A 25,307-nucleotide genomic window follows, 5' to 3' on the forward strand; every position below is an offset into this window, starting at 1 on the left:
TTATTTCACATGGTTTATCTGATCGATACTTCGGAAGATTGAAACAATTAACATTATATTTGTCTGATGGTAATAGAAAATATTATCAAAAATAGTTTAATCGATTTTCAAACATCTAAGTTTAATGGAATTATTAGTAGCAACCCACAATATTCATAAAAAAGAGGAAATTCAGCAGATTTTAGGAGTAGATTTTGTAGTAAAAAGTCTTACAGATTACGATATTCACGAAGAAATTGTTGAAGATGGAGATACTTTTAATGCGAATGCATTAATAAAAGCAAAATATTGTTTCGAGAAAACCGGAATTCCAAGTCTTGGTGATGATAGCGGTTTGGCTGTAGAAGCTTTAGACGGAAGACCGGGTATTTATTCTGCAAGATATGCAGGAGATCATGATTTTGCCAAGAACATCGCAAAAGTATTAGATGAAATGAGTGGTCTTGAAAATCGAAAAGCCTATTTTATAACAGTTTTGTGTTATTTTGACGATAATGGAGCAAAATTTTTCGAAGGCAGAGTTTATGGAACTCTGTTAAATGAAAATAAAGGCTTTAAAGGTTTTGGTTATGATCCTATTTTTGTTCCGGAAGGATATGAAAAAACATTTGCCGAGATGAATCCTGAAGACAAAAACAAAATAAGCCACAGAAAAAAAGCTTTAGATTCATTTCTGGATTTTCTGAAAGACTGATTGGTGTAAGGTTTAAATTGATCTTCTCATTATTTTATTTTTGAATTAAAAATTCATGTCAATTTTAAACCGATTTCAACTTCAGGCTTTTATTGTACATTTGCGAACGATAAATTATAGTTTTGAGCACTTATTTAACAATATTAGGTTTTAATTCTGCAATACCTACCATAAATTCTTCTCCAACTTCACAGCTTTTGGAAATGGAGGAGCGGTCTTTCCTTATCGATTGTGGGGAAGGAACACAGGTCCAGCTTAGAAAAGCCAAAGCAAGATTTTCTAAAATAAATCATATTTTTATTTCTCATCTTCATGGCGATCATTGTTTTGGTTTGCCGGGATTAATTGCTTCTTTCAGGCTTTTGGGAAGAGAAAATCCGCTTCATGTATACGGACCGAAAGGAATAAAAAAAATGTTGGAAACAATATTTACGATTACAGAAACCCACCGAGGTTTTGAGGTTGTTTATCATGAACTGGATAAAAATTATTCCGAAAAAATTTACGAAGATAATAGGGTAGAAGTGTACACCATTCCGCTCGATCACAGAATTTACTGCAATGGTTATCTTTTTAAGGAAAAACCAAAGGACAGACATATTAATATGGCAGAAGTGTCTAAGTACAGCGAGATAGAAAGCTGCGATTATCATTATTTAAAAGCCGGAAAAGACTTTGTTCTCAGCGATGGCTATGTTCTGAAGAATGAAATTTTAACAACAGATCCGCTTGCTCCGGTTTCGTATGCATTTTGCAGTGATACAAGATATTTAGAATCTGTAGTTCCTATCATTAAAGACGTAACGGTTCTTTACCACGAATCTACTTTTCTGCACGATCTTAAAGAAATGGCAGATTACACAGGTCATTCTACAGCATTAGAAGCAGCAGCGATAGCTAAAAAAGCAAATGTTGGAAAATTAATTTTAGGACATTTCTCTAATCGTTATGGTGATTTAACGGTTTTTACCGATGAAGCAAGAACTGTTTTCCCCAATACCTATCTTCCCAAAGCATTGGATTGTGTGAAAATTTGAATTGAAGATGAATCTATTAGAACTTAAAGAATTTCTTGACGAAAAAGCGGATATCTACAACAGTCCGGATTTTATAGTCGATGATCCTGTACAGATTCCTCATCGTTTTCAGTTGAAGCAGGATATTGAAATTACTGCATTTCTTTCCGCAACTATTGCTTGGGGAAACCGAAAGTCGATTATTAAATCTGTGGAAAAAATGCTCGAAATTATGGGGAATTCCCCTTACGATTTCGTAATTAACCATGCCGAAAGAGATTTAGATTTTATAAAAGATAAAAATATACACAGAACCTTCAATGGAGAAGATTTTTCGTATTTTATAAAACAGTTTCAGAAAATTTATAATCATCATAAAAGTCTGGAAGAATTGTTTTTACTAAATCAGGAAGAGCATAATTTTCAACATTCCATCGAAAGATTCAGAAAAGATTTTTTGGGATTGGAAAAGCACAGAACGCATAAACATGTAAGTTCACCTTATAAGAATTCTTCTTCCAAAAGAATCATGATGTTTTTGAGATGGATGGTAAGAAAAGACAATCGCGGTGTAGATTTCGGGATATGGGAAAAAATAGATCAAAGATTTTTATCTATTCCTTTAGATGTTCATACCGGGAATATTTCACGTAAGCTGGAACTTATTTCCAGAAAGCAGAATGACTGGAAAACGGTATTAGAATTAGATGAAGTCGTAAGAAAGCTTGATGCTGAAGATCCTGCAAAATACGATTTCGCATTATTTGGTTTGGGAGTAAGTAAAGAATTGTTTTAAATATTTAAAAAAATAAAGTAATGGAAAAACAAGATGAAAAAATGGCATTTTTAGAAAAGATAGCAGAAGGAGTTACTTGGTGGATAGGGTCTATCCCTTCATTAATTGCGCATACTTTATTTTTCATCATTTCGTTTTTGCTTCCCATGCTCAATATTGTTGAGTTCGATAAAATGCTTTTAATTTTAACCACAGTGGTTTCTTTGGAAGCTATATATCTTGCTATTTTTATTCAGATGTCGGTAAATAAAAGTCATGAAAAAATTGAAGATATTCAGGAGGATATTGAAGATATTCAGGAAGATATTGAAGAAATTAGTGAAGACATCGAGGAGATAAGTGAAGATATTGAGGAAATTAACGAAGATATTGAAGACATCCAGGAAGATATCGAGGAAATAAATGACGAGGAAGATGATGAAGATCACAGCGAACGTGCTAAAAATGTGATTTTGAAGAGTAACGTAAGCAACAACAAAAATGAGATTAAATTTTTGAAAGACAAAATAGAAGAACTTCAGAAAAAAATAGAAGAACTGAATAAAGATTGATTTTTCTTAGACATAATTCAAATTGGTAAGATTTACTAAAATGTTGACAAGAAAAGATCGATTATTTCGGTCTTTTTTGTTTTCTAAAATACTGAATTCAAACTGTTAGCGAAAATTAAGCTGTTAATAATGTAATTGATTTTCAGATAGAATTTAAATAAAAAAATAGTATTTTTGTTGAAAATAGTTAAAATGTTCAACAACATACTTAAAAATATATTTTTTCTTTTAGTATTTACTTTGCTGAGTAATTCTGTTTTTTCGCAGCGACGTAATGCTAAAGTTTTGAGCAAACCCTCTAATCTCACAATGAAAGCAGGAGCTTTTATTGATATAAATACTCCCAATTATACAGAATCTTCTTACAGTATAACTCAACTCGTAAAAGATGTTTTAATAGCAGGAGGTTCCACCTGTTCTACGGCAAATGTTTCTAATGTTGTTGTTTCTCCCAATCTTGCAGCAAGTAACCAAAACAGAAGCTGGGGATTTTTCAATAGAGCATCTACAAATTTTCCTTTTGAAAAAGGAATTGTGCTTAGTACAGGACAGGCAAGAAAAGCCGGAAATTCTTTTCAGTCAGGTCCATTAGGCGATGCTTTAGGAACTCAGGGAGATATAGATCTTGCTACGGCACTTAATATTCCCAACAATATGTTGGAAGATGCAACATACATCGAGTTTGATTTTGTGCCGACTGCAACAGAAATTAAGTTCAGATATTTATTTGCTTCCGAAGAATATGATAGTACTTTTCCGTGTCAGTTTGTTGATGGTTTCGCTTTATTGTTAAAGAAATCTGGAGATCCTACTTACACCAATCTTGCAGTTCTTCCTGGTGGTGCAGGTCCTGTAAGTGTTAGAAATATTCGTCCTTCAACACAGTTTGGTGGTGGAGTTCTGTCGTGTGGAGCTTTAAATGAAGCTTATTTTGGAGGATATAACACAGCGAGTATTGAAACCAACTTCAATGGTCGAACAATACCTCTTACTGCAACGGCAACAGTAATTCCCGGGCAGACCTATCATTTTAAAATGGTATTGGCGGATTATGATGATCCTACCTACGATTCAGGGGTTTTCTTAGAAGCAGGTTCTTTTGATATTGGTGTCAAAATCTTAGATCCGGCAGGGGTTCAGCTTCCATCTTCGATTAATGTATGCGATAATGCACCACAGACGCTTACTGCTTCAACACAAATTGCGGGAGCAACTTACCAGTGGTATTTAGGAACTAACCCTATTCCCGGAGCTACAAATGCGTCATATACTGTGACTCAGCCGGGAGTTTATAAAGTAGAAGTACTTATTCCGGGAAATTCATGTCCGGGATCGGCAACGGTAACAATTGTTGGAGGAACATCGCCTGTTGTTCAGAATGCTACTTTAACCAGTTGTTATGCTGCAGGAAATGTTAATTTTAATCTTACGTCTGCCCAAACGACAATAAGTACAACTCCGGGAGCAACTTTTGCGTATTACCTTAATCAAAGTGATGCCAATGCGGGAAATGGAAACACCATTAATACGCCTACAACTTTTTCTAGTGCGGGAAATCAGACGATTTATGTTTTGGTAAAAAATGGTTTTTGTTCTAAAGTTGCCCAATTACAATTGGTTAAAGCTCCGGAAATTACAGCGACAATAGCAAATCCTTCAATTATCACATGCGTTAATACTCAAGTTACTTTAAATGCATCGGCATCGGTTTATCCAACAGGTTCTACTTTTTCTTGGGCAGCCACAGGAGGTGGAAATATTGTTTCAGGTGGAAATACTTTGAACCCAGTAGTAAATTCTGCAGGAACATATACCTTAACAATTTCAAGTGTTTTTCAGCCGGGAAATGTAAACTGTTCTAAAACGGCTTCAGTAAATGTTACGGGAGATAGTGCACCGCCCAATACAGGTTTATCTGCAAGTAAAATACTTATTTGCCAAGGTGAATCTGTGGTTTTAACTGCTTCGGGAGGAGCTACTTATAATTGGACATCGCTCTCGGGAAATGGAAATACACAAACAGTTACGCCAACTTCTACGACAACATATACTGTAACTGCTGTCGGAGCAAATGGATGTGTTTCTGCAAATCCTGCAACCATAACTATTGAGGTTTCGCAACCGATTACTGTACAGAATTCATCAATTTTAAAATGTTATCAGCAAGGAAATATAAGTTATGACTTAACATCTGCTCAATCTGATATTACATCAACTTCAACGGCAACATTTGCTTATTATTTAAATCAGGCGGATGCAAATGCCGGGAATGCTAATACGATTAATAATGCTACTAATTTCCAAAGTGCAGGAAATCAAACCATTTATGTCTTGGTGAAAAACGGTGGGTGTTCTTATGTGGTAAGTTTACAACTTCTTACAACTGCTGTAACAAATCTTACGATTGCGCCACCGCAAACGATCACTTGTTCTCAGCCTCAGATTACATTGAATGCTTCAGCTTCTGTTATTCCTTCGGGTTCTACAATTCAATGGTCTACTGTTGGAGGAAATATAGTTTCAGGAGGAAATACCCTAAATCCGGTAGTGAATGCTGGTGGAACTTATACTTTAACGGTTATAAATACGAATTCACCCTCCGGTTTGAATTGCACTTATAACTCTACAGTAACTGTAGTATTAGATAAAGTTCTGCCAGTTGCCAATCTTGCTTCGTCTGTTCAACAGATTTGTCCGGGAGAATCGGTAACGCTAACCGCTTCAGGAGGTGTTTCCTATAATTGGACAGGTTTATCCGGAAATGGTAACGTACAGGTCGTTTCTCCAATGAACACCACTACCTATTCTGTGTTTGCTGTAGGTGCAAATGGATGTATTTCAGCAAATCAGGCTTTTGTTACTGTTGTTGTGGGACCTCCAACAGCTTCTGTTACAGCAACAAAAATAAAAATCTGTGTCGGAGAATCGGTGACCTTAACTGCAAGTGGCGGATTTACATATAATTGGACGGGGTTAACTGGGACAGGAAATACCCAAGTTGTGTCTCCGACCACTACCACAACCTATCAGGTTTTTGCTTTAGGAGGTAATGGTTGTGTTTCTAATACTCCTGCTACTATTACAATACAGGTAGTTCCCGCTATAACCTCTACATTGAAAGATGTTTATGTTTGCGCAGGAGATCCGGGAACTCTAGATGCCGGAGCAGGTCCCAACTATACTTATCTTTGGAGTACAGGACAAACAACACAAACAATCACTACCAATGTACCTGGATCTTATTCGGTAACGATAAGTAATGGTACCTGTTCAAAATTATTTACTGCTCAAATTATAAATCCAGATTTGCCCCAGTTTACAAATATCGGATATGAGGAAAATGTGCTTACTTTAACAGCGACAAATCCTACTGGTGGAATTTTAGAATATTCTATTGATGGTGGTGTCACATGGCAGCCTTCAAATATATTCTACAATGTTCTGAAAAATACAAACTACTCTATTTACGTAAGATCTCAAGGAGCAAAATGTAGTAATACTATAGCATTTTTTACCTTTGTTATGAGTAATGCTATTACACCCAATAGCGATGGCGTAAACGATTATATAGATTTTAGCGGAATCAGCAATTATAAAAATTTCGCAGCATCAATTTTTGATCGGTATGGAGCAGAACAATTTAAGGCGGATAAATTTAACACCCGTTGGGATGGTTCTATTAAAGGGATTAATTTGCCAACGGCAACATACTGGTATCGCGTACAATGGGAAAACCCAGCCAGTAAAAAATTAGAATTGAAATCTGGATGGATTCTCCTGAAAAATAGAAATTAGTATAAACCTGAAAAGAGTTGTTTTGTAAAAAAACAACTCTTTTTTTTAATAATTATTGTTCATAATAAAGGTTTATTGTTATAAATTCATAAATTTGATTAAAAAAATATTCTTATGAAGAAGCTTTTACTATTTTTTTTATTATTGTTAATATCAGTAAATAAATATGATGCTCAAATATCTGAGCCTAGACAACCTCAAAAGAAAATACTTTCTGCTGAATCTAAAAAATCCGGTGCTTTTATTGATGTTAATGCGGCAGGATATCAGGAAACCAATTTTTCTCCTTTACAGTTGGTAAAAGATGTATTGATTTCTTCAGGAAGTAATACATGCTTGGTTCCGAATGTTACCAATGCGACAGTTACTCCTAATTCAGCAGTAAGCAACAATAATAGATCTTGGGGGTATTTTCATCGAGGGACAACGAATTTTCCTTTTAAAGACGGAATTATTTTATCTACAGGATTTGCAAGAAATGCTGGTAACTCAGCTTATGGAGGAACTTTGAGTGATAATAATACTGGTGGAAGCGATCCGGATCTTGTCGCAGCCATAGGAGTTGCTGGTACATTTACTAATTCAGCAATTTTGGAGTTTGATTTTGTACCAACAACATCGCAGATAAAATTTAATTATTTGCTTGCTTCAGAGGAATATAACGGCTCATATCCATGTAGATATGCGGACGGATTTGCGCTACTTCTTAAGCCTGTATCTGGTGGTCCTTATGTAAATATGGCGGTTCTTCCCGGAGGAGCGGGACCTGTAAGTGTAACCAATATCAGACCTGAAATTCCTGGGTCTTGCGCTGCATCTAATGCTAATTACTTTGCTGGATATAATACATTGCCTATAGAAACTAATTTTAGAGGAAGAACAGTTCCTTTAACAGCGGTTGCAACGGTTATTCCCGGGCAAGCTTATCATTTTAAGATGGTAGTGGCAGATTTTGGACCTTATGGTGCAGATACGAGTTTCGATACCGCTGTATTTTTAGAAGGTGGATCTTTTAATATTGGAGTAGAACTGTTGGATAATACTGGTGCAACTTTACCAAGTGAAATTAATGTATGTGATAAAGTTCCTACAGTACTTACGGCTTCAGTAAATGATCCAACAATGACATTTCAATGGTTCTACGGGACAAATCCTATTCCTGGTGCAACAACTAATACAATTACTGTGATAGAACCTGGGAATTATACTGTTGAAGTGAGTGTTCCGGGAAATCCATGTCCTGGAAAAGCATCTATTAAAATCAATGGAGGATCAACACCTTTGGGGCAAGATGCTACATATCGACTTTGCAGTACACCAGACATTACAACTTTTGATCTGAATGGAGCAAAACCCTTAATGAGCCCAACACCCAATGCCACTTTTCATTTTTACGAAAATTTAGCAGATGCGCTGGCAAAAAATGCCAATTTTATTACCAATGTTGCCAATTATAACGGAACCGATGGGCAAATTCTACATGTTGTTATCTCAGACGGAGGATTTTGTAGTATTCTTGTAAAGCTTACTTTACAGCGTGAAGTAACTCCAGTTGCGGGTCTTATATCGGACAGAATAAGGATTTGTGCAGGAGAATCTGTTACTCTTACCGCTTCAGGGGGCGTTTCTTATGAATGGGTGAACTTCGGCGGAAATGGAAATACACAGACTGCAACAGTTTTTCAAACTACAACTTTTGAAGTGTATGCAATAGGAGCGAAAGGATGTAAATCTTTAAAGCCTGCAAAATTTACTGTAGAAGTAATTCCTGCAATTTCTACCCCACTTGAAGATGTAGAAATGTGTATAGGAGACAGTATAGTACTGGATGCAGGAGGTGCTGGATTAAATTATACTTATCTTTGGAGTACCGGTGCTACAACACAGACCATTAATGCTACCAAATTAGGAATTTATAAAGTTTTAATTAAAAATGGAATTTGCCAGGACGAATTTACAGTAAAAGTTCAGGCTGCTGCATCTCCTTATGTTACAGCACTGAATTACGAAAGCAATACTCTTACAGTTACAGCTGCTAATCCTATGATTAATAATATTTCGGTCAATTTGGAATATTCTTTAGATGGGGTTTTATGGCAGGATTCAAATGTGTTTACGGGGCTTTTGGATAATACCAACTATACGGTAAGAGTTCGTACCAAAGGAACAAGCTGCAGCGGAAGTATAGAATTTTTCACTTTACAGATTAATAACATTATTACTCCAAACCAAGATGGTGTAAACGATTTCTTAGATTTAACATCGCTTAAAGATTTCAAAAACTTCACAGGTTCTATTTACGACAGATATGGAGTTGAGGTTTTCAGATTCTCAAAAGAAACTCCAGTTTGGAATGGTACTGTCGGAGGTAAAAAACTTCCTACGGCAACTTACTGGTACAAGTTTAATTTTGAATACAACAAGTCTAAAGTTCAGATGAACAGATCGGGTTGGATTATGCTTAAAAATAGAGAGTAATATCTCTCACAGAAATTTAAAATGCCTCTCAAGTTTTGAGAGGCATTTTTCTATATATTATCTTTCCACAATTTCGTAAAAGAAATAAAATCGGCAACACTAAGTTCTTCTGCTCTTTTGTCTAAAAACTCGTGAGATTTTAGAGCTTCCGGAATGGTAAGTATTTTAAGAGCATTAGATAATTTTTTTCTTCTCTGATTAAATCCTGCTTTAACGATCTGTTTAAAAAGAATTTCATTTCCGGCAAGACCTTCCTTAGGATTTCTGGTTAATTTAATGACACCCGATTTCACCTTGGGTGGCGGGTTGAATACATTTTCATGTACTGTAAAAAGATATTTTACATCGTAATAAGCCTGAACTAAGACAGAAAGTATTCCGTAATCTTTAGTTCTTGGTACTGCTGCTGTTCTTTCTGCAACCTCTTTTTGAAACATACCAACCATTTCAGGAATCAATTCATAATAATCAATAATTTTGAAAAGAATCTGCGAAGAAATATTGTATGGAAAATTACCTATAATAGCAGTCTGTTGCTCAGCTAAAGGAGAAAAATCGTATTTTAGAAAGTCGCCTACAAAATTTTTATCGGTGATTTCTTCATGATTATTTTTTAGATAATCAATAGATTCAGTATCAATTTCTGCGAGATAAAGATTTTGTTCTTTTTCTAATAAATATTTGGTGAGAACCCCTGTTCCGGGACCTACTTCCAGAATATTGCCGTAGTTTTCAAAACTAAGTCCGTCTACAATTTTACGGGCAATATTTTCATCGGTCAAGAAATGTTGTCCGAGATGTTTTTTGGCTTTTACACTCAATGTTTTTTATGATTTCGTTAACAATGATTTTCTTTAATTCGTCCCAAATTTCGGAAGATTTTTTCTATTTTAGCCAAAAATTTTAATATTAATGGCTAAATCGGTAGATGATTTTAATAAGAAAAGGCTTAGATCCAGCAATATTACGGTAGTGGTAAGTATTGCCTTGGTCTTATTTTTATTGGGACTTATGGGGCTTATTTTAATCAATGCACAGAAATATTCTGATTATCTTAAGGAGCAACTTGTTGTAAATGCTTATTTTGATGAAAACTACGATGCTAAAGATTCTGCAAAAATAGCGAAGCTTGAAGATGATGCGGTACAACAAATTCAAAAAATGGAATCTGTAAAGCATACCAAGTATATTTCCAAGAAAATGGCAACAGCAGAAGCTAAAAAAAGTTTGGGGATAGATACTGAAGCTTTATTTGAAGACGATATTTATCCTGCATCAGTAGAAGTAGCGTTAAAGCCGGAATACAACGATTCCATAAAAATTGTAAATGTACTTAAACAGATTAAGGCAGTTCCAGGTGTTGTAGATGTTAAAAATGATTCAGAATCGCAGCAGATTTACGATAAACTCAATACCATACTGCAATGGATTTTAGGATTTTGTGTTTTATTTTTGGTCTTGGCAATTGTTTTAATCAACAATTCGATACGTCTGAAGGTATTTTCTAAAAGATTTATTATTAAAACCATGCAGCTTGTCGGTGCAAAACGTAGATTTATTTTAACACCATTTATTAAAGAAGCTGTTGTTTTAGGTCTTTTAGGGGCAGTAATAGGATTGCTTGCATTATTTGGAATTTGGTATTACTTTACAACAACCATCAAAACTCCATTTGTACAGGATACCAACCAGTATATTTGGTTAGTAGCAGGTGTTTTTGGAGTAGGAATATTTATAACGGTTCTAAGTACAATTATTGCGACATGGAGATTCCTGAGATCTAATGTCGACGATTTATATTATTCATAACATGAGCAAAAAAACAAACAAATTTTCTGCAGAAGATTTTGGAGGCAATACAGAAACTCCTAAAGAAAATAATTTCTATTTCGGAAAAGAAAATTACAAATGGATGCTGATTGGGCTTGCATGTATTGTGCTCGGATTTCTTTTGATGATGGGTTCGGATGCCAATACAGTAAACGGTAAGTTTGATCCTAATTCTTGGAACGAAGATATTTTTTCCATCAGAAGAATAAGAATAGCGCCATTATTTGTCGTGATAGGTTTTGCGATAGAAGTTTACGCTATTTTAAAAAGAAAATAGATTACAGTTTTTTATACAGAGATTAAGAAATTCAGAAATTTGGTTATTCGTTACTAAATATCTCAATTTCTTAATCTTTTTTAATTTAATATTTCAAGATGGATTTAATCAAAGCAATCATTATTGCTATCATAGAAGGGCTTACAGAATATCTGCCAATTTCCTCAACGGCTCACATGGGTTTTACCGCCAGTTTAATGGGGATGCAGGAAACCGAATTTCTAAAAATGTTTCAGGTTTCCATCCAGTTTGGGGCAATATTATCGGTGGTTGTCGCATATTGGAAAAAGTTTTTCGATTTCAGTAATTTAAAATTCTATTATAAACTTACCTTTGCGGTAGTTCCTGCTTTGGTTTTGGGATATTTTCTGGACGATAAAATAGAAGCCGTTTTAGGGAATCAGATTGCCATTTCCACGGTTTTGGTTTTAGGTGGGGTCGTGCTTTTGTTTGCAGACCAATGGTTCAAAAATCCTGTCATTCACGATGAAAAAGGAATATCCATCAAAAAAGCAGTAACCATAGGCTTTTGGCAGTGTCTCGCTATGATGCCTGGAACCAGTAGAAGTGCCGCTTCCATCATCGGTGGAATGACTCAGGGGTTATCACGAAAAGCCGCTGCAGAATTTTCTTTCTTTTTGGCAGTTCCTACCATGTTAGCGGTGACGGTTTATTCAGTTTTCGTGAAAACATGGGGAAAAGGAACACCTAATGAAAGCAAAGGCTACGAAATGATTTTTTCATCTTCAGAAAATATCACCGTATTTGTTGTAGGCAATATTGTGGCATTTATTGTAGCGTTAATTGCCATAAAATCCTTCATTGGATTGCTCAATAAATATGGCTTCAAACCTTGGGGTTGGTACAGAATTATCGTAGGAATAGGGCTTTTGGTTTATTTTTATTGGTTTAAATAATCTCAGTATTTTTTTTATTTGGGCAGCTTAATCCGTCTTCCACTCCCGCTTTTTTGCTCGTCGTACCTCCTCGCAAAAAGAGCTCCGTTCAAGCCGGGCTGTAGAATTCGGATGTAAATTCATTATTTTAGCCCAATTGAAATTTTTAAAATTATTCACCCCTCATTATTCCTAAAAATGACTTCCGAACAATTGCAAACCGGACATATATTTCTCCTGGATAAACCTCTGGACTGGACTTCCTTTCAGGCAGTAAACAAACTCAAATACAAACTCAAAAGAGAGTTTAATCTTCCGAAAAAATTCAAAATTGGTCATGCAGGAACCTTAGATCCAAGAGCAACAGGGCTTTTAATTGTCTGTACCGGAAAATTCACCAAAAAAATTCCCGAAATACAGGATGCCCCCAAAGAATATTGGGCAGAAATAAAAATAGGCGTACAAACCGAATCTTACGATACCGAAAAACCGGAAATTCTTCAGCAGGACTATTCAAAAGTTACGGGAGAAGATGTGAAAACGGCTTTAGACAAATTTTTAGGTGAAATTGAACAGAAACCACCCATTTTTTCCGCCATTAAAATTGACGGAAACCGTGCATACGATTTGGCAAGAGCAGGGAAAGAAGTAGAAATGAAATCCAGAAAAACCACCATTCATTATATTAAAGAGATTGAAATTAATTTCCCTCTAGTTAGCTTTATTGTGGGGTGTTCAAAAGGAACTTATATCAGAAGTCTTGCACACGATATCGGGCAGGAATTGAGCGTTGGAGCATATCTTACTCAGCTTAGAAGAACCAAAATAGGAGAGTATTCTGTTGAAGATGCCCATAAAAATTACCTCGAAAACGATTTTACTTTTTTAGAATGAAAAAATTTTATTTTTTACTGCTTCTAATTTCAAACTTCTTATTTTCTCAGGAAAAACCCAATAAATTGGGCATTTTTGGTGTAGTGGAAGCCAATATTGGTTTCGATGTTGCTGCGATGATTAAGCAAAGCCAGGTAACCAGCGAATATCAGAGACAAAACCTTGATCCCGGAAAATTTAATTATGGTTTTGCGGCACAGGTTGGGTATCAGCCACTCAATTGGTTTGCTTTAGGAATAGGGCTTAGGTACAGTTATGTTGATCCAAACTTTCATGTGATATATTGGACGGTTCAGCCGTTTTTTATTATAAGTAATCCGCAAGATGAAGAATTTACCTATATTTCTGCCAATTTTGGAACTCAGATTAATCATACTTCCTCTAAAAATGCGAAGCTAATAGGTCTTTCCTTCGGTTTTTTTGAACCGATTACTAAAAGTCTGGGAAATAAGTTTCAAATTAATTTGGATGTTCAGAATTTTGACGGAAACAGTACTTTTTTTATAGGCTTTTCTTACGGAATTACCTTTTTTTCTAACAAGAAGCTTCAGTAAAATGGAAAAAACACGCATCAACAAATATTTATCCGAAATGGGATACTGCTCAAGAAGAGCTGCAGACAAACTTTTGGAGGAAGGAAGAATTACTGTTAACGGAGTTATTCCGGAATTGGGAACTAAAGTTTCTGATGAAGATCTTGTGGAAGTGGATGGTAAAGCTATCCGCGAGCCTCAGGAAGATCATGTATATATCGCCTTCAATAAACCTATCGGGATTGTCTGTACCACAGATACGCATAGAGAAAAAAACAATATTGTAGATTACATTAATCATCCCAAAAGAATTTTTCCTATCGGAAGGCTGGATAAACCCAGTGAAGGTCTTATTCTTCTTACATCGGATGGAGATATTGTTAACAAAATTCTTCGTGCAAGAAATAATCACGAAAAAGAATATTTTGTGAGAGTAGACAAGCCTATTAACCCGAAATTTCTTGAGAAAATGAGAAGCGGTGTTCCTATATTAGATACTGTTACTAAGAAGTGCGAGGTAGAGAAAATAGATGATATGACGTTTCGTATTGTTTTAACTCAGGGTTTAAACAGGCAAATCAGAAGAATGTGCGAGTTTTTGGGGTATGAAGTAAAAAAACTAAAACGTATTCGGATTATGAATATAAAACTGGATCTTCCGGTCGGCAAATGGCGGGATCTTACCCAGGAAGAGTTTTCCAAACTATCTCTGTTGCTTGAAGATTCTTCTAAAACGGATGAATGATGGTGATTAATTTTTATATTTAAATTTTTTAAAGCTTTACCTCTTCATAGTAAGGCTTTTGTTTTTTATATTATAAAATATTTTACTTGGAATTTATATAGTTATATTAATAAAAAAATCGTAATTTTGCACCACTTTTCGTGGTAAGGTTTGGGGAAAGTAAAATATTAATAATTAATGACTTCCGTATTTTTTAAAACCACAATTTTTCAAACCGTTAAAAAAGAAGGAATACAAATTTTTTAGAAAATGTCAAAAGAGACAAATTCAGCAGAGGTTTTATTAAACCAAAACGTAGCACCAGAACAATTTGACTGGGATTCTTTCGAATCTGGTCTAGATGCAGATGCAAGAAAAGAAAAAAGTGATCTTGAAGAAATCTACAACGGATCTCTTAGCAGCTTAAATGATAACGACGTTATCACTGGTAAAGTTGTAAGATTAACTGACAAAGAAGCTATCGTAGACATCGATTTCAAATCTGAAGGTGTTATTTCTCTTAACGAATTCCGTTACAATCCAAACTTAAGCGTAGGTGATGTAGTTGAAGTAATGGTAGACAGAAGAGAAGACAAAACAGGTCAGTTACAATTATCTCACAGAAAAGCTAGAACACTTAAAGCTTGGGATAAAGTAAATGAACTTCACGAAACTGGAGAAATCGTAAACGGTTTTGTTAAATCTAGAACTAAAGGTGGTATGATCGTAGACGTACACGGAATCGAAGCATTCTTACCTGGTTCTCAAATCGATGTTAAGCCTATTAAAGATTACGATCAGTTCGTAGGTAAAACTATGGAATTCAAAGTTGTGAAAATCAACCCTGAGTTCAAAAACGTAGTTGTATCTCACAAAGCATTGATCGAAGCAGATATCGAAGGTCAGAAAAAAGAAATCATCGCTCAGTTAGAAAAAGGACAAGTTCTTGAAGGTACTGTTAAGAATATTACTTCTTACGGTGTATTCATCGATCTTGGAGGTGTTGATGGATTAATCCACATCACAGATCTTTCTTGGTCTAGAGTGAACCACCCATCTGAAATCCTAGAAGACGGACAAACTGTGAAAGTGGTTATCCTTGATTTTGATGACGAGAAAACAAGAATCCAATTAGGTATGAAGCAATTAGAAGCTCACCCTTGGGATGCTCTTTCTGCTGACTTGAAAGTAGGTGATAAAGTAAAAGGTAAAGTAGTAGTTCTTGCAGACTATGGTGCATTCGTAGAAATCGCTCCAGGTGTTGAAGGTCTAATCCACGTTTCTGAAATGTCTTGGTCTACTCACTTGAGAAGTGCAGGTGATTTCGTAAAAGTTGGTGATGAAGTAGAAGCAGAAGTTCTTACTTTAGATAGAGAAGACAGAAAAATCTCTTTAGGTATGAAACAATTATCTAAAGATCCATGGGAAAATATCGAAGCTAAATATCCTGTAGGTTCTCAACATGTTGGAACTGTAAGAAACTTTACAAACTTCGGTGTATTTGTAGAATTGGAAGAAGGGATTGATGGATTAATCTACATCTCTGATCTTTCTTGGACTAAGAAAATTAAGCACCCATCTGAATTCTGTGCAGTTGGTGATAAATTAGATGTTGTAGTTCTAGAATTAGACATCCAAGCTAGAAGATTATCTCTAGGTCACAAACAATTAACTGAAAACCCTTGGGATAAATTCGAAACTAAATACGCTGAAGGAACTGTACACGCTGGTAAAGCTGTAGAAGTACACGATAAAGGTGCTTCTGTACAATTTGAAGATGCTGAAGTTGAAGCTTTCTGCCCATCTAGATTATTAGAGAAAGAAGATGGATCTAAAATCAAGAAAGGTGAAGAGGCTGATTTCAAGGTAATCGAATTCAACAAAGAGTTTAAAAGAGTAGTAGTTTCTCACACAGGAATCTTCAGAGATGAGGAGAAAAAGAATGTGAAAGAATCTGCTAACAGAAATGTATCTTCTTCATCTAATAACGAAGAAAGATCTACTCTAGGAGATATCGATGCATTAGCAGAATTGAAAAAGAAAATGGAAGGAGGTAAATAATCTCACTCACATTTTAATATAAGAACCACTCGCAAGAGTGGTTTTTTTTTAATATGATTTTAGATAAAAACTCTTAAATTTTACGCTTTAATATATTTTATGAATAATTCAATATAAATTCAATTTCATTGGTTTTTAATTGTACATTTGCGCACTTATAAATTAAAATGAAAAAAGTAGTTTTACCGCTTGTAATTGTTGTTTTATCAACATTATCCTTGAAATCATTTGCACAGTCTAATGAAAATTTAATTAAAAATTATATTTCTCAAAATAAAATTAAAGAATATAAGAAATCAGATCTTAATGAATTTGTTATAGATAATGTAGATTCTTCAAAATCATTAGATGGTGATATAATTAAAACACAACAAACTTATAAAGGTTATCCGGTTTACAATGCAGTTGCTACTGCTTTAGTAAAAAATGATAAAATTGTTTATTACACAGATAATTTTATTAAAGATTATAAAGTCGCTGCTGAAGCTACAGCTTCAATTACCCCAAAAATAGCCCTTAACAAAATAGCTCTTGATGTTGGAAAAGCCGAAATTTCTAATCTTCCAATTATTAAATTTTCTGATGCTGGAAATAATAAGCATCTCGCTGCTAAACAAAGATTGGTATATGTTTCCGATGAATCTGGAAGTTTGAAGTTTGCGTACGAATTTTTAGTACACGAGCCTAAATCTTCTAACCATTGGAGTTATCTTATAGATGCACAGTCGGGAAATATTTTAAGTAAAGAAAATATTAATCTATCTTGTAACTTTCACGAAGGAGCTTATAGTAGAGATTCTGAAAGTTACAGTGTTTTATTTCCTCAAAATAAGGAATATTACAATACAAGTAAAAACAGTTTGGTTTTGTCGGCAGACAATGCTTCGTACAATGTTTTTGCACTACCAACCGAAGCTCCAACTTTTGCTTCGAGAAGTATAGTTACCAATCCCTGGATTTTAGCATCTTCACCAGAAGGGTGGCATTCTAATGGGTTGCTTCATTATACCATAACAAGAGGTAATAATGTCTATGCTTATGATGATAAAGATGATGATGAAACTACTTTCGGATTGTCTCCTGATGGAGGAAGTGTAAGAAATTTCAATTTTCCTTATGATGCTAATGCGAAAGCAATTAATAATTTATCTGCTTCTACTACCAATTTGTTTTATATAAGCAATATGGTGCACGATATTTTTTACAAATTTGGCTTTACAGAATCCGCAAGAAACTTTCAGAATAATAACTTCGGAAATTTAGGAGCAAGTGATGATGAGGTTTTTGCTGAGTCTCAAGATGGAGGAGGATATAATAATGCTAATTTTGCACCTTATCCTGATGGGTATAATCCAATAATGCAAATGTATCTTTGGATTGCGTCTAATAAAAGGTTGTTTTATAATGCTCCTTCGGATGCAGTTTCACGAAATGTTGTTGGAAGTTATGCGCAATTTGGTCCAGAACTGAATGATGTAGGTGTTACCGGAGATGTAAAATTTGCAAGCAATGTTACAGGTTGTACACCTTTTCCTGCTGGAGAGTTCACAGGAAAAATAGGTCTTATTGAAAGAGGAGGTGGTTCTAACTGTAGTTTCCCTGTAAAAGTTAAAAATGCTCAGGATGCAGGTGCGATAGGAGTTATTATTTATAATGATGCGGCAAATGGATCTACATTGGGAATAATGCAGGGAACAGATCCTACAATTACAATTCCGTCGATTTTAATAAGTAATTCTGAAGGAACATATATTAAGAGTAAATTATTTTCAAATATACCGGTGAATGTAGATTTAAGACTCGATGCAAAATACGATGGAAGTTTTGATAACGGTATTGTTACTCATGAATATGGACATGGGATTTCCAATAGATTAACAGGAAGTGGGTATAATTGCTTAAACTCTAACCAGAGCAAAGAACAAATGGGCGAAGGTTGGTCAGATTTCTTTGCATTAATGCTAACCAACAAGCCAGGAGATAATGCATCAGTGGCAAGAGGCATAGGTACGTATGCTTCTGGGCAACCTATTACTGGCGGAGGGATAAGACCTGCAAAATATTCTCCTAATTTTGCTATAAATGCTTATACTTATGGAAATACAAACGGAATGCAGTATAATAACGGCTCAGCTATAGTTCCAGATGTTCATTCAATTGGTTTTATTTGGGCAACAATGCTTTGGGATCTTAATTGGGAATATGTAAATAAATATGGATATTCATCCGATGTTACTTCAAATCCCACAAGTGGAAGTGCGAGAGTTTTACAATTAGTAACTAATGCACTAAAACTACAAGCGTGTAATCCAACTTTTATAGATGGAAGAAATGCTATTTTGGCTGCAGAAATGGCAAAAACGGGTGGTGCAGACAGATGTATGATCTGGAGAACTTTTGCTAAAAGAGGTCTTGGAGTAGATGCTTCTGCGGGAACTAAAACAAGCATTAATGATCAAACAGAAGATTTTACAGTTCCTACAGAATGTGTGCTTTCAACTTCTGAAACAGAAAGTGTTAAAAATACAGCAATTTCAATTTATCCAAATCCAGCCAAAAATGAATTTTTCATTAATTTCCCGAAAAATATTTTAGGAAAAGTGAATGTGGAAATCTACGATATGTCGGGTAAACTTGTTACTTCAGAAAATAAAATTTCTCCCGATTCTAAAAAATCAATTTCTACAGATAAATTGGTTAATGGAACGTACATGGTGAAGGTAAAAGGCTTAGGTATCAATACAACAGCTAAAGTTATCGTATCCAAATAGTAATTTTAAAAATTATTAATACAAAGACTGTTTCATTAGAGACAGTCTTTTTTATTAGAAAGATTTCTTACTTTTATAAGGCGAAAAGTGTAGTTATGAATAGTAAATTTACTTTTAAAATAAATATGATATATTTTTTTATTCTTTTTATTTTAATTCCGTATTCTTTTTTTTCTCAGGAAAACCAAAGATTGCTGAAAAATTATATCTCTACTACACAAATTCAGAATTTTGAAAAACCGGATTTAACGGATTTTGAAATAGATAATACTGATTTTTCTCAATCGTTAAATGCAGAGATTGTGAAAACTCAGCAAATTTTCAAAGGGTTTCCGGTATATAATTCTGTGGGTACTGCTGTTATTAAAGATCAAAAAATAATTTATTATGAAGATAATTTCATTAAAAACTATTCTTATGTTTCATCAGAAATAGCGTCTGTTACCAAAGAGAAAGCACTTCAGAATATTTCAACTTTTTTGAATGAAAAAGAAATTGAAAATTATGCAATTCTTAATGAATCCGATAGAGAGCCAGAAAATAAAGGTTTTGTCAGACAAAAACTGGTGTATTTTACAGATCGGTCAGATTTGAAATTGGCTTATCAGTTTTCTGTAAAAGATTTAAAAAGTTCAAAATTTTGGAATATCATTGTTGATGCTCATTCAGGGGAAATTATTCTGAAAGAAAATCTAACATTAAGCTGCAGTTTTCATCCTGATGCCTATTCTCGGAATATCATAAACCCAAACTTAGAAAATAAGAAAGAAGAGGTAAAAAAATCACTTCTTTCACCTGATAACGCAAACTATAACGTATTTCCTTTGCCTATAGAAGCACCTACATTTGGAAATCGCTCCATAGTATCAAATCCTTGGATTTTATCTTCTTCACCAGAAGGATGGCATTCAACAGGAATAGATAAATATACCATTACAAGAGGAAACAATGTTTTTGCATATGAAGATAAAGCAGATAAAAATCAGCCAGGATATTCTCCGGATGGGGGTTCTGCACGAAGTTTTAATTTTCCTTTTTCTCTTAATGGAAGCCCAGCCTTCAATCAAAATGCGGCAATTACCAACTTATTTTATACAACCAATAAAGTTCATGATATATTTTATCAGTTTGGTTTTACAGAATCTGCACGAAATTTTCAGCAGAATAATTTCGGGAAAGGTGGTGTCGGAAACGATTATCTTTTAGCTGAAGCTCAAGACGGCGGTGGACTGAATAATGCAAATTTTACTACTCCAGCAGATGGAAATAAACCTGTTATGCAAATGTATCTTTGGTCTACGGTAAACAGGTATTTTTATTATAATGCACCTGCTTCAGCGGTTGTGCGTATTCCTCAGGCAAGTGCTGCCCAGTTTGGTCCTTCATTAAATAATGTTGGCGTAACAGGCGATGTGGTAGTAGCAAATGTAATAAATGGGTGTTCACCGTTAGCTGCCAATTCTTTAGCAGGAAAAATTGGGCTTATTGAAAGGGGAGGTGGTACGAACTGTACTTTTGTATCGAAAGTGAAGAATGCTCAAGATGCTGGTGCAGTTGCTGTAATCATTTATAACAATCAGGGAGCAGCAAATTTTCCTTCTTCGATGGGAGGAATAGATCCGTCTATAACTATACCTTCAGTTTTAATCAACTATACAGAAGGAGAATATATTAAAACACAATTAAATAATTCTTTAACAGTAAATGTAAGCCTGAAAAGCGATCCCAATACTGCAGTAACTCCCGATGGAAGTTTTGATAATGGAATTATTACTCACGAATACGGTCATGGAATTTCAAACAGATTAACCGGAAACGGATTTACTTGCCTTTCAGCAGTTCAAAGTAAAGAACAAATGGGAGAAGGATGGTCAGATTTTTTTGCTTTAATGCTTACCAACAGCCCAGGAGATAATGCTTCAGTTCCTAGAAGTGTAGGCTCCTATGCAAGTGGAGAACCTAAAACCGGATTGGGATTCAGACCTGCAAAATATTCTCCGGATTTTTCTGTGAACGATTATACTTACGGAGATACCAATGGAATGGAGTTTGAAGAGGATTCACAGATAGTTCCGGATGTTCACAGAATAGGTTTTGTTTGGGCATCGATGCTTTGGGATTTACATTGGCAGTATGCAGCAAAATATGGTTATTCCTCAGATGTTGTAACAGATAAAAATAGTGGAAGTGCCAAAGTTTTACAGTTGGTAACCGATGCATTAAAATTACAGACCTGTAATCCTACGTTTATTGATGGCAGAAATGCAATTTTGGATGCAGAAATTATTACTTCTAAAGGAGAAGACCGTTGTATGATTTGGAAAACATTTGCAAGAAGAGGTTTAGGATTGAATGCATTAGCAGGAAGCAAAACCAATATAAACGATCAGGTAGAAGATTTTTCTGTACCTGCGGACTGTAGAGACGGTAATACAAATGCTCCCGTAGACCGAAATCTCATTAGAATATATCCCAATCCTGCAAAAGATGAATTTTTTATTTATTTGAAAGATAATACCATAGGTAAATTGTTTGTTCAGGTGTATGATATGTCCGGAAAACTTGTGTTATCCGAAAACAGATCTTCTCCAGATGCAAGAATTCCTGTTTCTACTAAAGATTTCGAAAATGGAGTTTATGTAGTAAGTGTTCAGGGAATTGGGGTAGATTTTAAAACAAAACTGATTGTTCAGAAATAATTTTGTAATTGCTTCTGTAAAAAATAACAATATTATTTATTGTATATTTGCCGGCTTTTTAAAAAATTATGAAGAAGAACATTGTAAAAGGAATTTTGTTTGTGGCATTGGGAGCCAGCGTTTATGGGATGTTGGCAACTTTCGTTAAAATGTCTTATAAAGATGGTTATACAACAGCAGAAGTTACTACGTCACAGTTTGTTTTAGGGTTAGTAGGACTTTTAATTTTGAATTTTATTCAGACAATAACTTCTAAAAAGAAACTTTCATCACCCACTGCAAAAGAAACGAGAGGTTTGGTTTTTGCAGGAACTTCGTTGGGATGTACAAGTTTGTTTTATTATATTTCAGTTCAGTATATTGCTGTTTCGGTTGCAATTGTCCTTTTAATGCAGTCGGTTTGGTTCAGTGTTGTAGTAGAAAGCTTTTTGGTGAAAAAATTTCCCAACGCAAGAAAAATATTGGCAACCATTATTGTTTTATGCGGAACTGTTTTAGCAACTAATTTAATTCATTTGGAGGTAACGCTCGATTGGAGAGGGATATTTTGGGGTTTATTGGCGGCGGCATCATTTACGGCAACCATGTTTACTTCCAATACCATAGCCACGCATCTTCCGGTACTTAGAAAAAGTATTATTATGTTGAGTGGTGGCTCTGTTATTATACTTATATTTTTGTTTTTTGCTCAGATAGGTCCTATGCATTTTGATGCGCTAAAATTATTTTATTTAAATTTTACAGACAATACAGCACACATAAAGCCATTTAATACATCTATTTTTTGGAGTTACGGTTTTGTATTGGCACTATTTGGAACCATAATACCGCCCATTTTATTCAACTTGGGATTTCCTAAAACAGGTTTAGGTTTGGGAAGTATTATATCGTCTTTAGAACTCCCGGTTTCCGTAACGATGGCATTTTTTATGTTAAATGAAAAAGTAATATTAATTCAGTGGATCGGAATTCTTTTAATTCTCATGGCAATTATTTTAATGAATTTGCCTTCAAAAAAGAATAAATCAGAAATTCAGATTACCTAAATATTTTAAGAACCGTTTCTTTTGAAACGGTTTTCTTTTTACCATTGTTTTCTTCTTGCATATATAAAAGTTATTACTACAATGGCGAGCATGATGCCTAAAGTAATATAATAGCCAGATTTGGTGTGGAGTTCAGGCATATTGTCAAAATTCATTCCGTATAAACCTGCAATAAAGGTGATGGGTAAAAAATATACAGAATAAATTGCCAAAACTTTCATTACCTGATTGGCTTTCTGATCCGAAAGGGCTAAAAACATAGAAATTAAGTTGGTAATTTGGGCATTAAGATGATCGAAATCTGTTAAAACATCTTTGTGCTTATCCTTTAAATCTACAAATTCTGCATCCTGAATATCAAGCAGCTTAAACTTATCAATAGCATCAATAGAAATAGTCATTACACGGGAGTTGAGACCAGATTTTCTTTTCAGTCGGTATAGTCTTCGGATTTCGTTGGTGTGGTTGGTATTTTTCAGGAAAATTTCATTTTCGATATTATCCATTGTTTCAAATAGGCTCAGAGATTCATCATCAAAGCTTTTCATAATGAGCAGACTTATTTTCAGAGCTATTTTATCGGGAGAATAAAATTCATTATTGGCAGAAAGACTTTTTTTGGTTTCAGAAATACTTTTTGTTTTCATTCTGTGGATGGTGATAATCGTTTTTTCAAGAATGAAGATTCCTATTTTTGTGCTGATATCGCTTATAGTATTCAGGTTTTTCCGTTCCAGTTCAGTACTTTCACGCAGGAGAAAAAATTTCACATCACCATCTTCCTCATATTTTGGGAGGTGGTTAGGATCCATGGTGTCTTCCAGAAGAAGATTATTAATTTGGTATCTTTCATGTAGAAACTGCATGTCTTCTGGAGTTGGAGCTTCTACGTCTATCCATTCGCAGTTAGAATCTCTGTAAAATGTATTAATCGGCATAAAGTAAAAATACTGATATTTTAAAATAGTATGTATTCAATAAGTTTTATATTTGCCAAAATTAAACAAACTATATGATTAAAAGTACAATAAAAGGAATAGGATTTCATGTCCCAGATCATGTTGTTACCAATGATGATTTAGCAAAATTAATGACGACCAATGACGAATGGATTACAGAGCGTACCGGCATTAAAGAAAGAAGACACCGTCTCAACCGAAATGATTCTCACGAAACTTCTGCATATTTAGGATTTAAAGCTTCCGAAAAAGCACTTCAAGATGCAGGTTTAAGTTCAAAAGATATAGATTACATTATTTTTGCAACGCTTTCTCCAGATTACTACTTTCCTGGATGTGGAGTTTTACTTCAGGAAATGTTAGGCTGTGATACTATTGGAGCTTTAGATGTAAGAAATCAGTGCTCCGGATTTATATATGCGATGAGTGTTGCCAATGCATTCATAAAATCTGGTACATACAGAAATATTCTTGTTGTGGGAGCTGAAATTCATTCATTTGGGTTAGATTTTTCGGATGAAGGAAGAGGAGTATCTGTAATTTTCGGTGACGGAGCAGGAGCAGTAGTTCTTTCTGCAACCGAAGATGAAAATGCAGGAGATATTTTGGCAATGAACATGCATTCTGAAGGGAAATATGCAGACGAACTCTGTACGCAGTTTCCGGGTTCCAAATTTGGCTGGAGCGACAGGATGAGAAAAGAACCAGAAAATGTAACCAATAAAGAAGTATATCCTATTATGAATGGGAATTTTGTTTTCAAGAATGCTGTAACACGATTTCCGGAAACCATGCAGGAGGCATTATCTAAGGCAGGTAAAACGATAGAAGATTTGGATATGTTTATTCCACATCAGGCAAATCTCCGAATTGCTCAGTTTGTACAGCAGAAATTTGGACTTCCGGATGAAAAAATATATAACAATATTCAAAAATACGGTAATACAACTGCAGCATCTATCCCGATAGCGCTAAGTGAAGCGATTGAAAAAGGGAAAATTAAAAGAGGGGATTTAGTTTTACTATCCGCTTTTGGTAGTGGCTTTACTTGGGGAAGTATTTTGTTTGAATATTAATAGACTTTTTTTATAGCTTATCTTTACCTCCATTTGGAGGTATTTTTATGTAATTACCTTTTATTTTCGGGCGTTTATTTATCCAATCTTAATACATTCCTAGCTTTCAGATAAAAAAAGCAAACAGTTGTTTAAAAAAATAGTGGCTGATATCCATGCTGTTATGGTGTTAATGTTACGTGAGGGTAAATTTTATGTTAAATTAATTTGT

At 34.7% G+C, this 25,307-nt stretch carries 19 protein-coding genes; 17 read left to right on the forward strand and 2 right to left on the reverse strand.

All coding sequences use genetic code 11. The features are described 5' to 3' along the window. The first annotated feature begins 124 nt into the window (after positions 1 to 124). The 6 genes from rdgB to IV513_RS06695 all read left to right on the forward strand — a co-directional run bounded on the left by rdgB (position 125) and on the right by IV513_RS06695 (position 9,330). Positions 125 to 694 (forward strand): RdgB/HAM1 family non-canonical purine NTP pyrophosphatase, encoded by a 570-nt coding sequence (rdgB, locus tag IV513_RS06670; protein WP_209389830.1) that lies wholly within the window; start codon positions 125 to 127, stop codon positions 692 to 694. A 122-nt stretch (positions 695 to 816) separates the two neighbouring features. Continuing rightward, positions 817 to 1,731, forward strand: a complete 915-nt coding sequence (locus IV513_RS06675; RefSeq protein WP_209389831.1) for a ribonuclease Z — start codon at positions 817 to 819, stop codon at positions 1,729 to 1,731. 7 nt (positions 1,732 to 1,738) lie between these two features. Further along, on the forward strand, positions 1,739 to 2,506 hold the full coding sequence (locus IV513_RS06680) for a TIGR02757 family protein (RefSeq protein WP_209389832.1): 768 nt from the start codon (positions 1,739 to 1,741) through the stop codon (positions 2,504 to 2,506). 20 nt (positions 2,507 to 2,526) lie between these two features. Beyond that, a complete protein-coding gene (locus IV513_RS06685; protein ID WP_209389833.1) occupies positions 2,527 to 3,057 on the forward strand; it encodes a DUF1003 domain-containing protein in 531 nt (176 codons plus the stop codon). 192 nt (positions 3,058 to 3,249) lie between these two features. Beyond that, entirely contained in the window at positions 3,250 to 6,852 is a 3,603-nt protein-coding gene (locus tag IV513_RS06690; RefSeq protein ID WP_209389834.1) for a choice-of-anchor L domain-containing protein, read from the forward strand. A 114-nt stretch (positions 6,853 to 6,966) separates the two neighbouring features. Further along, positions 6,967 to 9,330, forward strand: a complete 2,364-nt coding sequence (locus IV513_RS06695) for a choice-of-anchor L domain-containing protein (RefSeq protein ID WP_209389835.1) — start codon at positions 6,967 to 6,969, stop codon at positions 9,328 to 9,330. 50 nt (positions 9,331 to 9,380) lie between these two features. Here IV513_RS06695 and rsmA read toward each other — a convergent pair whose 3' ends face one another. Beyond that, positions 9,381 to 10,151, reverse strand: a complete 771-nt coding sequence (rsmA, locus tag IV513_RS06700; RefSeq protein WP_209389836.1) for a 16S rRNA (adenine(1518)-N(6)/adenine(1519)-N(6))-dimethyltransferase RsmA — start codon at positions 10,149 to 10,151, stop codon at positions 9,381 to 9,383. Positions 10,152 to 10,242: 91 nt separating this feature from the next. On the opposite strand from rsmA, the gene IV513_RS06705 reads away from it, so the two are divergent. From IV513_RS06705 to IV513_RS06750, 10 genes are all read left to right on the forward strand, one after another. Further along, on the forward strand, positions 10,243 to 11,139 hold the full coding sequence (locus IV513_RS06705; protein ID WP_209389837.1) for an ABC transporter permease: 897 nt from the start codon (positions 10,243 to 10,245) through the stop codon (positions 11,137 to 11,139). Between the two features lies 1 nt (position 11,140). After that, positions 11,141 to 11,437, forward strand: coding sequence for a DUF3098 domain-containing protein (locus IV513_RS06710; protein WP_209389838.1), 297 nt, complete (start codon positions 11,141 to 11,143; stop codon positions 11,435 to 11,437). A gap of 98 nt (positions 11,438 to 11,535) precedes the next feature. Next, positions 11,536 to 12,354 carry an undecaprenyl-diphosphate phosphatase gene (locus IV513_RS06715; protein ID WP_209389839.1) on the forward strand — a complete coding sequence of 273 codons (819 nt, stop codon included), beginning with the start codon at positions 11,536 to 11,538 and terminating at the stop codon, positions 12,352 to 12,354. 177 nt (positions 12,355 to 12,531) lie between these two features. Further along, on the forward strand, positions 12,532 to 13,227 hold the full coding sequence (gene truB / locus IV513_RS06720; protein ID WP_209389840.1) for a tRNA pseudouridine(55) synthase TruB: 696 nt from the start codon (positions 12,532 to 12,534) through the stop codon (positions 13,225 to 13,227). Then, a complete protein-coding gene (locus tag IV513_RS06725; protein WP_209389841.1) occupies positions 13,224 to 13,781 on the forward strand; it encodes a hypothetical protein in 558 nt (185 codons plus the stop codon). Before truB ends, IV513_RS06725 begins: the two co-directional genes overlap by 4 nt. 1 nt (position 13,782) lies before the next feature. Then, on the forward strand, positions 13,783 to 14,505 hold the full coding sequence (gene rluF / locus IV513_RS06730; RefSeq protein ID WP_209389842.1) for a 23S rRNA pseudouridine(2604) synthase RluF: 723 nt from the start codon (positions 13,783 to 13,785) through the stop codon (positions 14,503 to 14,505). A gap of 249 nt (positions 14,506 to 14,754) precedes the next feature. Beyond that, the gene (gene rpsA / locus IV513_RS06735; protein ID WP_209389843.1) at positions 14,755 to 16,545 is read left to right on the forward strand and encodes a 30S ribosomal protein S1; all 1,791 of its coding nucleotides are present in this window, start codon (positions 14,755 to 14,757) and stop codon (positions 16,543 to 16,545) included. A 167-nt stretch (positions 16,546 to 16,712) separates the two neighbouring features. After that, positions 16,713 to 19,316, forward strand: a complete 2,604-nt coding sequence (locus IV513_RS06740; RefSeq protein WP_209389844.1) for a T9SS-dependent M36 family metallopeptidase — start codon at positions 16,713 to 16,715, stop codon at positions 19,314 to 19,316. A 125-nt stretch (positions 19,317 to 19,441) separates the two neighbouring features. After that, on the forward strand, positions 19,442 to 22,015 hold the full coding sequence (locus IV513_RS06745) for a T9SS-dependent M36 family metallopeptidase (RefSeq protein WP_209389845.1): 2,574 nt from the start codon (positions 19,442 to 19,444) through the stop codon (positions 22,013 to 22,015). Positions 22,016 to 22,080: 65 nt separating this feature from the next. Beyond that, entirely contained in the window at positions 22,081 to 23,061 is a 981-nt protein-coding gene (locus IV513_RS06750) for a DMT family transporter (protein WP_209389849.1), read from the forward strand. A gap of 38 nt (positions 23,062 to 23,099) precedes the next feature. Here the strand turns inward: IV513_RS06750 and IV513_RS06755 are convergent, their stop codons facing one another. Beyond that, complete coding sequence (locus tag IV513_RS06755) at positions 23,100 to 23,999, reverse strand: CorA family divalent cation transporter (RefSeq protein ID WP_209389846.1); 900 nt, start codon at positions 23,997 to 23,999, stop codon at positions 23,100 to 23,102. Positions 24,000 to 24,073: 74 nt separating this feature from the next. Between IV513_RS06755 and IV513_RS06760 the strand changes: the two genes are divergently transcribed. After that, a complete protein-coding gene (locus tag IV513_RS06760) occupies positions 24,074 to 25,096 on the forward strand; it encodes a 3-oxoacyl-ACP synthase III family protein (protein ID WP_209389847.1) in 1,023 nt (340 codons plus the stop codon). Positions 25,097 to 25,307: the final 211 nt, after the last annotated feature.

The organism is Chryseobacterium sp. RR2-3-20, from assembly GCF_017808115.1.
GTDB classification, from domain to species: Bacteria; Bacteroidota; Bacteroidia; order Flavobacteriales; family Weeksellaceae; genus Chryseobacterium; species Chryseobacterium oryzae.

Bases quoted from the DNA above. Each gene is read 5' to 3' on its own strand.
- rdgB (WP_209389830.1), top strand. From the start codon at position 125: ATGGAATTATTAGTAGCAACCCACAATATTCATAAAAAAGAGGAAATT.
- IV513_RS06680 (WP_209389832.1), top strand. From the start codon at position 1,739: ATGAATCTATTAGAACTTAAAGAATTTCTTGACGAAAAAGCGGATATC.
- IV513_RS06685 (WP_209389833.1), top strand. From the start codon at position 2,527: ATGGAAAAACAAGATGAAAAAATGGCATTTTTAGAAAAGATAGCAGAA.
- IV513_RS06690 (WP_209389834.1), top strand. From the start codon at position 3,250: ATGTTCAACAACATACTTAAAAATATATTTTTTCTTTTAGTATTTACT.
- IV513_RS06695 (WP_209389835.1), top strand. From the start codon at position 6,967: ATGAAGAAGCTTTTACTATTTTTTTTATTATTGTTAATATCAGTAAAT.
- IV513_RS06705 (WP_209389837.1), top strand. From the start codon at position 10,243: ATGGCTAAATCGGTAGATGATTTTAATAAGAAAAGGCTTAGATCCAGC.
- IV513_RS06710 (WP_209389838.1), top strand. From the start codon at position 11,141: ATGAGCAAAAAAACAAACAAATTTTCTGCAGAAGATTTTGGAGGCAAT.
- IV513_RS06715 (WP_209389839.1), top strand. From the start codon at position 11,536: ATGGATTTAATCAAAGCAATCATTATTGCTATCATAGAAGGGCTTACA.
- truB (WP_209389840.1), top strand. From the start codon at position 12,532: ATGACTTCCGAACAATTGCAAACCGGACATATATTTCTCCTGGATAAA.
- IV513_RS06725 (WP_209389841.1), top strand. From the start codon at position 13,224: ATGAAAAAATTTTATTTTTTACTGCTTCTAATTTCAAACTTCTTATTT.
- rluF (WP_209389842.1), top strand. From the start codon at position 13,783: ATGGAAAAAACACGCATCAACAAATATTTATCCGAAATGGGATACTGC.
- rpsA (WP_209389843.1), top strand. From the start codon at position 14,755: ATGTCAAAAGAGACAAATTCAGCAGAGGTTTTATTAAACCAAAACGTA.
- IV513_RS06740 (WP_209389844.1), top strand. From the start codon at position 16,713: ATGAAAAAAGTAGTTTTACCGCTTGTAATTGTTGTTTTATCAACATTA.
- IV513_RS06745 (WP_209389845.1), top strand. From the start codon at position 19,442: ATGATATATTTTTTTATTCTTTTTATTTTAATTCCGTATTCTTTTTTT.
- IV513_RS06755 (WP_209389846.1), bottom strand. From the start codon at position 23,999: ATGCCGATTAATACATTTTACAGAGATTCTAACTGCGAATGGATAGAC.
- IV513_RS06760 (WP_209389847.1), top strand. From the start codon at position 24,074: ATGATTAAAAGTACAATAAAAGGAATAGGATTTCATGTCCCAGATCAT.